We start from the raw sequence: 12,570 nt of genomic DNA on the forward strand, positions 1-12,570 counted from the left end.
GGCGCATCCTTTTTGTGAAGCCGGTGGCGGCTCAGCCCAGGGCCTGGGTGGCGAGCGCGTAGGTAACGGGACGGTCGGGCGCCCTTGTCGACGGATCGGTCAGCGGCGCCCCCAGCGACATGGTCAGCACCGTGTCGTGAATCTTCAAACCCGACCGCGCGACGAACAGCGGGAAGATTCCTTCGTCCAGATGGGTGTCCAGCCGCAGGAAGCGGCCGTCATGCTCGTCGACATGCGGCTGGACGACGGCGACGGCATCCTGGTCCAACCCGGCGACCACAGGGCCGACGACATGGCCTCGGCCGAAGGGGCGGCAAAGGGCGAAGGCGACCAGCGCGCCGTCGCGCTCCAGCCCATAGCCGACGGATTGCTCGAACAGCCGCGCGATCAGCCCGGCGCGCGAGGTTCCGAAGGCGCGTTCGTCCAGCGCCGTCACCGCCGCAAGATCCGCCACCCCCAGCCGCCGCACCGGTTCCGCGGGGGCGGACCGGTCGCCGCGCCGCGCCTCGCCCTGGCACTGGAACACGGTGCGATGCCCGATGAAGCCGAGCGAGCGGTACAGCGCCAGCGCGGCACGGGTGGCGCTGAGCCGGTAGGTCCGTCCCGCCGACGCCGACAGCACCCGCCTCATCAGCCACTCGCCGACTCCTTGCGATTGCAGCCGGGGCGAGGTCATGACCATGCCGATGGTCGCGAAGTCGTCGCCATGGGGAAACCACATTGCCGACGCCAGGACGCGGTCGATCTCATCGAGAGCGACGAAGCCGTGGCCGACCTCGCGCGCGAACTGCCAATCCTCCGCCCGGTGCGGCCAGCCGACCGAGATCGACAGCGCCTGCAGGCGCTCCAGGTCGATGTCGGCAACGTCGGCCATCCGCAGGTCGAAGGCGTCGACAGTCAGGGAGGGCGGTAACGCACCGTCAGCGGATCCTTCCGAAAGCCCACGTTCGCTCAAAGCTGCCTCCTTCCCGGAGTTTCCATCGCGTCAGGCGGTGCGCCTTTGGGTCAACCGATATGCCTGAGCCACCCACCGCCGCCTGAGACTACCGGCGCACCCGCCGCACAATTCACCGCAAACCACCGGCCCGGCACAACAATCCTCCAAATCGCCCATGCATTCAGCATGGAATGGAGCGCCCACCCGCTAAGATCGTGACTGTCGCAGCCGCCAAGGCCGCCACCCCTTTCCGCACACCACAGCGACGCCAAAAAGACTCCCCGCGCCGATGGCGCGCAGCATGGGACAAGGTGAGGCCGCCATGACCGTGATCGACATCCTCAAGGACCTGATCGCCGTTCCCTCCGTGGTCGGAACCCCCAACGGCGCCATCGTCGACGGGATTCGCGGCATTCTGGAAGGGGCCGGGGTGCGCGTCCGGGTTCTGCCGGGGCCGGAGGGCGACCGGTACAACCTGTTCGCCACCATCGGTCCGGCGATGGTTCCAGGCTATGTCCTGTCCGGCCACATGGACGTGGTTCCCGCCACCGAACCCGAATGGACCAGCGATCCGTTCCGCCTGCGCGCAGACGGCGACCGGCTCCATGGGCGCGGCACGTCCGACATGAAGGGCTTCATCGCGGCGGCGCTGGCGGCATTGCCGGCCCTGACCGCCGCGCCGCTGGCGCGGCCGATCCATCTGGCCTTCACCTATGACGAGGAGGCCGGCTGCCGGGGCGTGCCGCATCTTCTGCCGCATCTGCCCGACCTGTGCGCGCCGCCGCTTGGCGTCATCGTCGGAGAGCCGAGCGGCCTGCGCGCCGTCCGCGCCCACAAGGGCAAGGCGGCGGCGCGGCTGACGGTGCGCGGGCGCTCCGGCCATTCCTCCCGCCCCGATCAGGGGCTGAACGCCATCCACGCCATGACCGACGCGCTGACCGCCGCCGTCGCCCAGGCCGACCGGCTGACCCAAGGGCCGCTGGATTCGGTGTTCGAGCCGCCCTATTCCTCGCTGCAGGTCGGCACCATCCAGGGCGGGCTTGCGGTGAACATCATCCCCGATGCCTGCACCGCCGAGTTCGAGGCCCGCGCCATCGCCGGCATCGACCCCGTCACCCTGCTGGAGCCGGTGCGCGAGGCGGCGGAGCGGTTGGAGGAGCGCGGCTTCGCCGTCGACTGGACGCAGACCGGCGCCTATCCCGCCCTGTTCCTGGCCGCCCGCTCGCCGCTGGCCCGCCTGCTGGAGGAATTGACCGGACAGGAACCGCTGGCCGCCGTCAGCTATGGCACGGAGGCCGGGCTGTACCAGACCGCCGGGATCGACGCGATCATCTGCGGCCCCGGCGACATCGCGCGGGCGCACCGCCCCAACGAACATATCCTCGTCGAGGAACTGACCGCCTGCCAGTCGATGATCGAGGCGCTGGGCCGGCGCTGCCGCCTCTGACAGTCGCTCGACCCAGCCGCGCGCCGCCAAAGGGACTCAAATGACCTTCCTGTTCAATTCCGATGCCGTGCGGGGCGCCATTTTCGCCGAGGCCTTCGCCCGCGAACTGCCGGACCTGCCCTTTTCGATGGATCCGGCCGCCGTCGATCCCGACGCGGTGCGCTACCTGATCACCTGGACCATCCCGGACAACCTCGCCCGCTACCGCAACCTGGAGATCGTCTTCTCGATCGGGGCCGGGGTCGACCAGTTCGCCATGACCGCCCTGCCGCCGTCCGTGAAGGTGGTGCGCATGGTGGAGGACGGCATCGTCCGGATGATGCAGGAATACGCCACGCTGGCGGTTCTGACCCTGCATCGCCAGATGCCGGCCTACCGCGCCCAGCAGGCGGCCTGCGTCTGGCGCCCCCTTCCCCAGCCGCAGGCGGCACAACGCAGGATCGGCGTGCTGGGGCTGGGCGTGCTGGGACAGGCGGTGCTGGAGCGGCTGAAGCCCTTCGGTTTCCCGCTGGCGGGCTGGAGCCGTTCGCCGCGCGACCTCGACGGCGTGACCTGCCATCACGGCGCGGACGGCCTCGACGCGATGTTGGCCGAGACCGACATCCTGATCGTCCTGCTGCCGCTGACGTCCGACACGCGCGGGTTCCTCGATGCGGCTCTGCTGGCCAAGCTGCCCAAGGGTGCCGCGCTGGTCCACACCGGGCGTGGGCCGCAGCTGAACCATGAGGCGCTGCTGGACGCGCTCGACAACGGCCAACTGTCCGGGGCGGTGGTCGATGTGACGGATCCGGAGCCGCTGCCGGCCAACCATCCCTTCTGGACCCATCCGAACATCGTGCTGACCCCGCACATCGCCAGCATCACCCAGCCGGACGGCGCCGCGCGCGCGGTCATCGGCAACCTTCGCCGGCATTTCGCCGGACAGGATCCGGTGGGTCTGGTCGACCCCCGGCGCGGCTATTGACGCCGGCACCCGTTCTTCTTCCCGCGGCACAGCCGCTCACCAACAAGGATTCTCCCATGTCGCTGCTGAAGACCATCGATACCGCCCCGACCTTCGCCCCGCGTGAATCGACCCCGATGCCGGAGCGGCTGATCGCCGGATCGCCCGCCTTCAAGACCTGGGCGCAGGACGCCGCCAAGGACGACACCGTCAAGACCGGCGTGTGGGAAGCGACGCCGGGCGAAACCCGCTCGATCAAGGGTGAAACCTTCGAGTTCTGCCACATCCTGTCCGGCGTCGTCGAAATCACCCCGGACGCCGGCGAGCCGGTGGTCTACCGCGCGGGCGACAGCTTCGTGATGAAGCCGGGCTTCACCGGGGTGTGGAAGACCATCGAAACGGTCCGCAAGATCTACATCACCGTCACCTGAGGGCGCGTCATGAGCCTGTCCTTCGACCCCGACCGCCTGCCGCTGCCCATCGGCCATTTCATCGGCGACCGCCTGATTCCGGCGGAGGACGGGCTGCCCCAATTGCCCATGCACCGCCCGTCGGACGGTCGGGCCTATGCCGACTGCCCGGTGGCCTCAAACGACCTCGTCGACGAAGCGGTCGCCACAGCGCAAGCGGCGCTGAAATCCAGCAACTGGGGCGGCGTGCGCCCGCGGGAACGCACCGCCGTGCTGCAGCGCTGGGCCGCCCTGATCGAGGAGGAGGCGGAGACGCTGGCGAAGGTGGAAGCGCTGTCTTCCACCCGCCCGGTCGGGCAGCTCGTTGCAGGCGACGTGGCGGTGACGGCGGAGCAGATCCGCTTCTTCGCCGAATTCGCCGACAAGGAGGGCGGCGACCTTGCCCCCACCGACGACGGCAGCTTCGGCATGGTGATGACCGAGCCGTACGGCGTCGTCGGCGCCATCACACCGTGGAACTTTCCGCTGTCGATGGCGGGTTGGAAGCTCGGCCCGGCGCTGGCCGCCGGCAATGCGGTGGTGCTGAAGCCGTCGGAGATGACGCCTTTCTCCACCGTCCTGCTGGCGCAGCTGGCGGTGAAGGCGGGCGTTCCCGCCGGTCTGATCAACATCGTCCAGGGCGACGGCCCGACCACCGGTGCGGCCATCACCCGCCATCCCGGCATCGCCAAGGTCAGCTTCACCGGATCGACGGCGGCGGGATCGGCGATCATGGCCGACATCGCCCGCAGCGGCGTCAAGCCGATGACGCTGGAGCTGGGCGGCAAGAGCCCGCAAATCGTCTTCGCCGACGCCGAGCTGGAGAAGGCCGCAGCATCCATCGCCACCAGCGTGCTGTCCAATGCCGGCCAGGCCTGCGTCGCCGGCTCGCGGCTGCTGGTCGAAGCCAGCGTGGCCGAACCGCTGATCGACATGATCCTGGGCCACATGCGCGCCGTCCGCCCCGGCCCGACCTGGGATGCGGAGACCCGCTATTCCCCCATCATCTCCGAACGGCAGCGTGCCCGCATCCATTCCATCGTGTCGGCCTCGCTGACCGGATCGGCGGAGTGCCTGACCGGCGGTGCGCCGATGGAGGGTGACGGATATTTTTACGCGCCGACCCTGCTGGCCGGTGTCGATCAAAGCTCCACAGCGGTTATGGAGGAAATCTTCGGCCCGGTCCTGACCGTGCAGAGCTTCGATAGCGAGGAAGAGGCGATGGCGCTGGCCGACCATCCGATCTATGGGCTGGCCGCCGGGCTCTACACCCGCGACCTGTCGCGCGCCATCCGCCTGACCCGGCGGCTGCAGGCCGGGACGGTGTGGGTCAATCGCTATGGCCGCTCGCGCGACCACATCCTGCCGACCGGCGGCTACAAGCGCTCCGGCATCGGCAAGGATCTGGGGCGCGAGGCCTATCTCGCCAACCGCCGCAGCAAAAGCGTGCTGATCGGCCTGTAATCCAATCAAAGCAGGTGAGGGACGTTCGATGAAAACCCACAACATTGCGATCATCAAGGGCGACGGCATCGGGCATCCCGTGGTCGATGCCGCCTGGGAAGTCCTGCAGGCCGCGGCGAAGCAGTCCGGCTTTGCACTGAGCGGCACCGAGATGCCCTGGTCCTGCGCCCATTACAAGGAAACCGGCGTGATGATGCCGGCCGACGGCATCGACACGCTGCGCAAGTACGACGCCATCCTGCTGGGTGCGGTCGGCTGGCCGGCGGAGGTGCCGGATGCGGTGTCGCTGCACGGGCTGCTGCTGCCCATCCGCAAGGCGTTCGACCAGTACGCCAACGTCCGCCCGCACCGGCTGCTGCCGGGGGTGGAGGGGCCGCTGCGACGCGGCGGCTTCGACATCCTGTGCATCCGTGAGAACACGGAAGGCGAATATGCCGGCGCCGGCGGGCGCATCCATCAGGGAACGCCGCATGAGGTGGCGGTGGAGACCGGCGTCTTCACCCGCATGGGGGTGGAGCGCATCCTGCGCTTCGCTTTCGCCCAGGCCCGCGCCCGGCGCGGCAAGCTGGCCTCCGTCACCAAGTCGAACGCGCAGAAATATTCGATGGTCTTCTGGGATGAGATCACCCGCCAGCTGGCCGCCGAACACCCGGACGTCGAGGTCACCAGCTATCACGTCGACGCCATGGCGGCGCGCATGGTGACCGCCCCGGAAAGCCTGGACGTCGTCGTCGCCTCCAACCTGTTCGGCGACATCCTCACCGACCTGGGTGCGGCGATCCAGGGCGGGTTGGGCTTCGCCGCCTCGGCCAACCTGAACCCCGACCGCAAGGCGCCGTCGATGTTCGAACCGGTGCACGGCTCGGCCCCCGACATCGCCCATCTCGGCATCGCCAACCCGATCGCCGCCATCTGGTCGGGTGCGATGATGCTGGAGCATCTGGGGGAAAAGGCCGCCGCCGACCGCGTCATGGCAGCGCTGGGCGACACCACCGGCCGCGGCATCGGCACGGTTCCCGGCAAGGACAAGACGGATGCGATCACCGCCGCCGTGCTTTCGGCGCTGTCGTGATCCCCGTCGCCTTTAATTCACCCGAAGCGGAAAACACAAGATCATGACCCATCACCTGACGGACCCCTCCCTGTTCCGCGAACAGGGGCTGATCGGCGGGCGCTGGTGCGACGGGGCTGCCGGACGGACCATCGACGTCCGGAACCCGGCGACCGGCCGCCCGCTCGGCAGCGTTCCCGACATGGACGGTACCGACGCCCGCGACGCCATCGCCGCGGCTGCCGAGGCCTACCCTGCCTGGAAGCGGCGCACCCATGCCGACCGCGCTGCGCTGCTGGAGCGCTGGCACGCCCTGATGATCGAGAATCTGGAGGATCTGGCCCGCCTCCTGACGCTGGAGCAGGGCAAGCCGCTGGACGAGGCGCGGGGCGAGATCCGCTATGGCGCCTCCTTCGTCAAATGGTTCGCCGAGGAGGCGCGGAGGATCGGCGGGACCACCATCCCCTCCCCCACGCCCGACCGCCGCATCGTCGTGTTGAAGGAGCCGGTCGGCGTCTGCGGCATCATCACGCCGTGGAACTTCCCCAACGCCATGATCACCCGCAAGGTGGCCCCTGCGCTGGCCGCCGGCTGCACCGTGGTCATCAAGCCGTCGGACTTCACGCCCTACTCGGCGCTGGCGCTCGGCGTGCTGGCCGAGCGGGCCGGCATCCCGGCCGGCGTCATCAACATCCTGACCGGCCGGCCGGAAGCCATCGGCGAGGAACTGCTGGCGAACGAGACCGTCCGCAAGATCTCCTTCACCGGCTCCACCCGCGTCGGCTCGCTGCTGATGCGCGGGGCCGCCGACGGCATCAAGCGGCTGAGCCTGGAGCTGGGCGGCAACGCCCCCTTCATCGTCTTCGACGACGCCGACCTCGATCAGGCGGTGGAGGGAGTCATCCTCTCCAAGTTCCGCAACGGCGGCCAAACCTGCGTCTGCGCCAACCGCATCCTGGTGCAGGCTGGCGTCTACGACGCTTTCCGCGACCGTCTGGTCGCCCGCGTCAACGCCATGCGGGTAGGATCGGGGCTGGAGCCGGGGGTCGCCATCGGCCCGATGATCAACGCCGCCGCCGTCGAGAAGATCGAGCGCCACGTCGCCGACGCGCTGTCCAAGGGGGCGCGCGTCGCGTCCGCCGCCGATGTCGCTGCGGAAGGGCCGCAATATGTCGCCCCGCTGGTGCTGACCGATGCCACCACCGACATGCTGCTTGCCCACGAGGAGACCTTCGGCCCGGTGGCGCCGCTGTTCCGCTTCGAGACGGAGGAGGAGGCCGTCGCGCTCGCCAACGCCACGCCGTTCGGACTGGCCGCCTATTTCTACACCCAGAACCTCGCACGGTCCTGGCGGGTGGGCGAAGCGCTGGAGGCCGGCATGGTCGGGCTGAACACCGGCCTGATCTCCACCGAGGTCGCCCCCTTCGGCGGCGTCAAGCAGTCCGGCCTGGGCCGCGAAGGCGCGCAGGTGGGGATCGAAGAGTATCTGGAGATGAAGACCTTCCACATCGGCGGGCTGGGCTGACAAAGTCCCCTCTCCCCCCGGGGAGAGGGTTAGGGTGAGGGGGACGCGCGGCAGGATTTCCACAAAGGTCCTGCAGTGCATCCCCCTCACCCCGCCCCTCTCCCCGGGGGAGAGGGAGAGTGCCACTTAAACCCCAACGTCACTGAATCCGGTCGAGCGCCTTGTAGTACAGCCCCACCAGCGGCAGGAACCAGGGCTTGCCGAAATGCCCCGGTACCGCGGGCCAGGACAGCCCCTTCAGCGGGTTCCGGTCCTCGCGTCCCAGAATCGCGTCGGCCATGGTCATGCCGAGATGGGTGGACAGCTGCGCACCGTGACCGGAATAGCCCATGGCGTACCACAGGCCGTCGTGATAGCCGGCGCGCGGGTAGCGGTCGCTGGTCATGTCCACCAGACCGCCCCAGCAATAATCGATGTCGATACTGGCGATCTGCGGGAAGATCCGCGCCAGACCCGCCCGCAGGATCGCGCCGCTCTTGGCGTCGGATTGCTGGTCGGACGTTGCCGAGAAGCGCGCCCGGCCGCCGAAGATCAGGCGCCGATCCGGCGACAGGCGGAAGTAGTTGCCGATGTTCATCGACGTGACGTAGGTGCGGTTGCCCGGCACCACCGAGGCGATCTCACCGTCGCTCAGCGGCCGGGTGGCGATGATGAAGCTGCCGACCGATATGATCCGGCGGCGGAAATGGCTGAAATTCGGCGTGGTGTAGGCGCCGGTGGCGACCAGCACCTCCTTGGCGGTCACCGTTCCGCGCGGCGTGGACAGCGTGTGGCGGTCGCCCGTCCGGGTGATGGCGCCGACCGGCGCGTTCTCGACCAGCACCGCGCCATGCCGCTTGGCCGCATCAGCCAGCCCGACGACGAAGCGGCCCATATGCATCATCGCGCTCTTGCGCGACAGCATCGCGCCGTAGAAGGGCGAGCCGACCTCCCCCTTCAGATCCTCGGCGCTCAGCAGCGCGGTGTCGGGATCGACCTCGCGGTGCACGACTTCGAAGTTGCGGGCGATCGCCTCGAAATGCGCCGGCTTCGAGGCCAGCTTCAGCTTGCCGGCATGGCGGAAATTGCAGTCGATCCCCTCTTCGGCGATCAGCGCCTCCAGCGTTTCGATCGACTGGTCGAAGGCGCGATAGAGCGCGATGGCGCGCTCCGTTCCCAGGGCGGTCTTGGCGGCGATGAAGCTGTGCGCCAAACCGTTGTTGAGGTGCCCGCCGTTGCGCCCCGACGCGCCGCCGCCGATGCGACCGGCCTCCAGCACGATCACCCGTGCACCGGCCTTCGCCAACTGGCGGGCGGCACCCAGGCCGGTGAACCCCCCTCCGACGATGGCGACGTCGTACTGGCCCTCGACAGTTCCCTCGGCCCCGCCCGAGAAGGCTGGAGCGGTGTCGTGCCAGTAGGAGACGAATTTCATGACCCGGGTCCTTCCCATTGCAGCCTGAACCGTGAAAAGCGTCCCTTACAGCCCGACCACGCCGGGCAGGCCGGAGATGTCGCGGATCTCGGTATAGCCGTAATAGGGGTTGGCCGGTTCGTGGCCGCGGTTGACCCAGACCTTGTTGCGGATCCCCAGATCATGCGCCGACATCAGGTCGTAGCGGAAGGAGGAGGAGCAATGCAGGATGTCCTCCGGCCCGCAGCCGAGCATGTCGAACATGTATTCGAACGCCTGGAAGCGCGGCTTGTAGGCCTGGGCCTGTTCGGCGGTGTAGACGGCATGGAAGGGCGCGCCCAGCTTCGCCACGTTCGACGGAATCTGGTCGTTCATGGCGTTGGACAGGATAACCAGCGGGATTTCCTTGGCGACCTTGGCCAGCCCGGCCGGCACGTCCGGGTGCGGCCCCCAGGTCGGAACCCGCTCATAGACCATGCGCGCGTCCTCGTCGCGGAAGACGACATTGTTGCGCTTGCAGGTGCGCTCCAGCGAATTGTGCACGACCTCGGCGTAGGGCTTCCAGTCGCCCATGATCTCGTCGAGACGGTAGGCGGCGAAGTTCTTGATGAACTCCGTCATCCGCGCCTCGTCGAGGATCGGTCCGTACAGATCGCGGGCGGCTTCGGCCATCTGGAAGTTGATCAGCGTGCCGTGGCAATCGAAGGTGACGTATTTCGGCCGGAACTGGCTCATGGCTGCTTCCTCGGAATTGGGGGGCGGTGGGAAGGGAATGGCGGAGGGCGCGTTCGGCCCTGCCCCATGATCCTAGCGTCGCCGCAATGCCGGGCCTGACCGAATTGCCCGGCGCGAAAGCACAAAGTTCCGTTTCCGTCTCGACGCTCAGCATTTGGTTGGGAGCGGGGCGGCGATCCGGCGCCCAAAACCGGCGCCAGGCACCCCATCCGCGGCATCGGCCGCTCCAGTCACGGCATAAGATGCGGCCGGCCGCCGAAGCAAAGGTGGAAGATATCGCGGCGGGCGTCGCCTTCAGACGAACGTCCGGGGGCGCTAAGCTCACTCTTGGGGCAGAGGGTGAAAGGACTGCCCATGAGCAAGAATACGGTTCCCAAAAAAGCGGTTCACTGTCTGGCTTTCCAGCCCAAGCATCTCGAGGATGCGCTGGTCCTGTCGCGGCAGGCGCAATGGCCGCACCGCCTGGAAGACTGGTCGCTGACCCTTTCGCTGAGCCGGGGACTGGTCGCCGTGGACGCGGAGACGTCGCAGGTGGTCGGCACGGTGCTGTTGACCCCCTATGGCGAGGATGCCGCCACCATCAACATGGTCATCGTCGATGAAGGCTGGCGCGGGCTGGGCCTTGGCCGCCGCCTGATGGACGAGGCGATGGCCCTCGCCGGAGACCGCCCTCTGCGCCTCGTCGCCACGACCGACGGGCTGCCGCTTTACGAAAAGCTGGGCTTCCACGAAATCGGCACCGTCCTTCAGCACCAGGGGGAGGCCAGTCCGATGTCAGTGGTTGCAATGGAAGACGTCGCCCCGGCCAACACCGACGACCGCGCCGCCATCGCCGCCCTCGACCGGCAGGCCTTCGGCGCCGACCGCAACCTGCTGCTGAAGCGTTTCGCCGAGATCGGATCCTTCACGCTTCTGCGCCGGCACGGTGTTCCCGTCGGCTTCGCCGCCCTGCGCGACTTCGGCCGCGGTCAGGTCATCGGCCCGGTGGTGGCGCCCGATGCGGACGGCGCCAAGGCCCTGATCTGCCCGATCATCGCCGCAAATGCCGGCAAATTCCTGCGGGTGGACACCACCGCGGACACCGGCCTCGGCCCTTGGCTGACCGACTGCGGTCTGCGTCATGTCGGCGGCGGCATCGCCATGCGCCGCGCCGCTCCCACCCCATCGGCGCCTGCATCGCCGGCCGCCGTTTCGACTTTCGCGCTCGCCAGCCAGGCACTCGGCTGATCCGGAGAGGACCATGCTCAGCAATTCCCTGATCGAACTCGACCGTGCCCATCTGGTGCATCCCGTCGCCTCATACCGCGGCCATGAGAAGGCCGGCGTCCGGGTGATCGCCTCCGGCTCCGGGGCGACCCTCACCGACACGTCCGGCCATCGGCTGGTGGACGGCTTCGCCGGCCTGTGGTGCGTCAATGCTGGCTATGGGCAGAAGAGCCTCGTCGAGGCCGCCACCCGCCAGATGCAGGAACTGCCCTACGCCACCGGCTATTTCGGGCTCGGCAGCGAACCGGCGATCCGGCTGGCGGCGGCGCTGGCCGAACGCGCCCCCGGCGACCTGAACCACGTTTTCTTCACGCTCGGCGGCTCGGACGCGGTGGACAGCACCATCCGCTTCATCCGCTACTACTGGCAGGCCAAGGGCCAGCCGCAGCGCGACCAGTTCATCTCGATCGAGCAGGGCTATCACGGCTCCTCCACGGTCGGCGCCGGGCTGACCGCCCTGCCCGCCTTCCATGCCGGCTTCGGCGTGCCGTTCGACTGGCAGCATAAGATTCCGTCGCACTACGCCTACCGCAATCCGGTCGGCGACGATGCGGACGCGATCATCGCCTCCTCGCTGGCGGCTCTCGACGCCAAGATCGCCGAGATCGGCGGGCCGGAGCGGGTCGCCGCATTCTATGCCGAACCGATCCAGGGCTCGGGCGGCGTCCTGGTTCCGCCCGACGGCTGGATGAAGGCGATGTGCGACCGTTGCCGCAGCCTGGGCATCCTGTTCGTCGCGGACGAGGTGATTACCGGCTTCGGCCGCACCGGCCCGCTGTTCGCCTGCACCGACGACGGCGTGGTCCCCGACCTGATGACCACGGCGAAGGGCCTGACCTCCGGCTATGTGCCGATGGGGGCGGTCTTCCTGTCGGACGCGGTTTATGCCACCATCGCCGATGCCGCAGGCGCCGCCGCGGTCGGCCATGGCTACACCTACTCCGCCCACCCCGTCAGTGCCGCGGTGGGGCTTGAGGCGTTGCGGCTGTACGAGGACGGCCTGCTGGCCAACGGCGTCAAGGCCGGCGCCCGGCTGATGGCGGGACTGCAGGCCCTGCGCGATCATCCGCTGGTCGGCGACGTGCGCGGACGCGGCATGCTGGCCGCCATCGAACTGGTGGTGGACAAGGAGCGCAAGACCCCGCTGCCGGCCGCCGCCGAGCCGTCCCGGCGGATTTTCGACCGCGCCTGGACCAACGGGCTGGTCATCCGCGCCTTCGCGAACGGCGTACTGGGCTATGCCCCGCCGCTCTGCTGCACCGACGACGACATCGACGCGATCCTGGAGCGCACGGCCCAAACACTCGACCAGACGCTGGAGGACCCCGACGTCCGCCGGGCGATGCGATAGGGGAAAAGG

General features: G+C 68.6%; 11 protein-coding genes. 8 read left to right on the forward strand and 3 right to left on the reverse strand.

All coding sequences use genetic code 11. The features are described 5' to 3' along the window. Window positions 1–31 precede the first annotated feature (31 nt). A complete protein-coding gene (locus PWS46_RS21160; RefSeq protein WP_434623327.1) occupies window positions 32–955 on the reverse strand; it encodes a GNAT family N-acetyltransferase in 924 nt (307 codons plus the stop codon). 304 nt (window positions 956–1,259) lie between these two features. Between PWS46_RS21160 and argE the strand changes: the two genes are divergently transcribed. From argE to PWS46_RS21190, 6 genes are read left to right on the forward strand one after another with little or no spacing between them, the layout of a single operon-like run. After that, a complete protein-coding gene (gene argE / locus PWS46_RS21165; protein WP_434623328.1) occupies window positions 1,260–2,384 on the forward strand; it encodes an acetylornithine deacetylase in 1,125 nt (374 codons plus the stop codon). 40 nt (window positions 2,385–2,424) lie between these two features. Next, a complete protein-coding gene (locus tag PWS46_RS21170; RefSeq protein ID WP_434623329.1) occupies window positions 2,425–3,348 on the forward strand; it encodes a 2-hydroxyacid dehydrogenase in 924 nt (307 codons plus the stop codon). Between the two features lie 56 nt (window positions 3,349–3,404). Then, window positions 3,405–3,758: a cupin domain-containing protein gene (locus PWS46_RS21175; RefSeq protein WP_434623330.1), complete on the forward strand. Its 354-nt coding sequence runs from the start codon at window positions 3,405–3,407 to the stop codon at window positions 3,756–3,758. A 9-nt stretch (window positions 3,759–3,767) separates the two neighbouring features. Then, window positions 3,768–5,240 carry an aldehyde dehydrogenase family protein gene (locus PWS46_RS21180; protein ID WP_434623331.1) on the forward strand — a complete coding sequence of 491 codons (1,473 nt, stop codon included), beginning with the start codon at window positions 3,768–3,770 and terminating at the stop codon, window positions 5,238–5,240. Window positions 5,241–5,268: 28 nt separating this feature from the next. Beyond that, the gene (locus tag PWS46_RS21185; protein WP_434623332.1) at window positions 5,269–6,312 is read left to right on the forward strand and encodes a tartrate dehydrogenase; all 1,044 of its coding nucleotides are present in this window, start codon (window positions 5,269–5,271) and stop codon (window positions 6,310–6,312) included. A gap of 43 nt (window positions 6,313–6,355) precedes the next feature. Further along, entirely contained in the window at window positions 6,356–7,816 is a 1,461-nt protein-coding gene (locus PWS46_RS21190; RefSeq protein ID WP_434623333.1) for an NAD-dependent succinate-semialdehyde dehydrogenase, read from the forward strand. Between the two features lie 139 nt (window positions 7,817–7,955). On the opposite strand, the gene PWS46_RS21195 is transcribed toward PWS46_RS21190, so the two are convergent. Both PWS46_RS21195 and PWS46_RS21200 read right to left on the reverse strand, forming a co-directional pair. Continuing rightward, window positions 7,956–9,230 (reverse strand): NAD(P)/FAD-dependent oxidoreductase, encoded by a 1,275-nt coding sequence (locus PWS46_RS21195; protein WP_434623334.1) that lies wholly within the window; start codon window positions 9,228–9,230, stop codon window positions 7,956–7,958. A gap of 45 nt (window positions 9,231–9,275) precedes the next feature. Next, window positions 9,276–9,944: a haloacid dehalogenase type II gene (locus PWS46_RS21200; protein WP_434623335.1), complete on the reverse strand. Its 669-nt coding sequence runs from the start codon at window positions 9,942–9,944 to the stop codon at window positions 9,276–9,278. A gap of 354 nt (window positions 9,945–10,298) precedes the next feature. Here PWS46_RS21200 and PWS46_RS21205 point away from each other — a divergent pair, with 354 nt between their 5' ends. Both PWS46_RS21205 and PWS46_RS21210 read left to right on the forward strand, forming a co-directional pair. Then, window positions 10,299–11,171, forward strand: coding sequence for a GNAT family N-acetyltransferase (locus PWS46_RS21205; protein WP_434623336.1), 873 nt, complete (start codon window positions 10,299–10,301; stop codon window positions 11,169–11,171). A 13-nt stretch (window positions 11,172–11,184) separates the two neighbouring features. Further along, the gene (locus PWS46_RS21210; RefSeq protein ID WP_434623337.1) at window positions 11,185–12,561 is read left to right on the forward strand and encodes an aspartate aminotransferase family protein; all 1,377 of its coding nucleotides are present in this window, start codon (window positions 11,185–11,187) and stop codon (window positions 12,559–12,561) included. Window positions 12,562–12,570 lie beyond the last annotated feature (9 nt).

The sequence above is a fragment of the Azospirillum sp. B2RO_4 genome, assembly GCF_051124815.1.
In the GTDB taxonomy this organism is placed as follows: Bacteria; Pseudomonadota; Alphaproteobacteria; order Azospirillales; family Azospirillaceae; genus Azospirillum.

Bases quoted from the DNA above. Each gene is read 5' to 3' on its own strand.
- PWS46_RS21200 (WP_434623335.1), bottom strand. From the start codon at position 9,944: ATGAGCCAGTTCCGGCCGAAATACGTCACCTTCGATTGCCACGGCACG.
- PWS46_RS21205 (WP_434623336.1), top strand. From the start codon at position 10,299: ATGAGCAAGAATACGGTTCCCAAAAAAGCGGTTCACTGTCTGGCTTTC.
- PWS46_RS21195 (WP_434623334.1), bottom strand. From the start codon at position 9,230: ATGAAATTCGTCTCCTACTGGCACGACACCGCTCCAGCCTTCTCGGGC.
- PWS46_RS21170 (WP_434623329.1), top strand. From the start codon at position 2,425: ATGACCTTCCTGTTCAATTCCGATGCCGTGCGGGGCGCCATTTTCGCC.
- PWS46_RS21175 (WP_434623330.1), top strand. From the start codon at position 3,405: ATGTCGCTGCTGAAGACCATCGATACCGCCCCGACCTTCGCCCCGCGT.
- PWS46_RS21185 (WP_434623332.1), top strand. From the start codon at position 5,269: ATGAAAACCCACAACATTGCGATCATCAAGGGCGACGGCATCGGGCAT.
- argE (WP_434623328.1), top strand. From the start codon at position 1,260: ATGACCGTGATCGACATCCTCAAGGACCTGATCGCCGTTCCCTCCGTG.
- PWS46_RS21190 (WP_434623333.1), top strand. From the start codon at position 6,356: ATGACCCATCACCTGACGGACCCCTCCCTGTTCCGCGAACAGGGGCTG.
- PWS46_RS21210 (WP_434623337.1), top strand. From the start codon at position 11,185: ATGCTCAGCAATTCCCTGATCGAACTCGACCGTGCCCATCTGGTGCAT.
- PWS46_RS21180 (WP_434623331.1), top strand. From the start codon at position 3,768: ATGAGCCTGTCCTTCGACCCCGACCGCCTGCCGCTGCCCATCGGCCAT.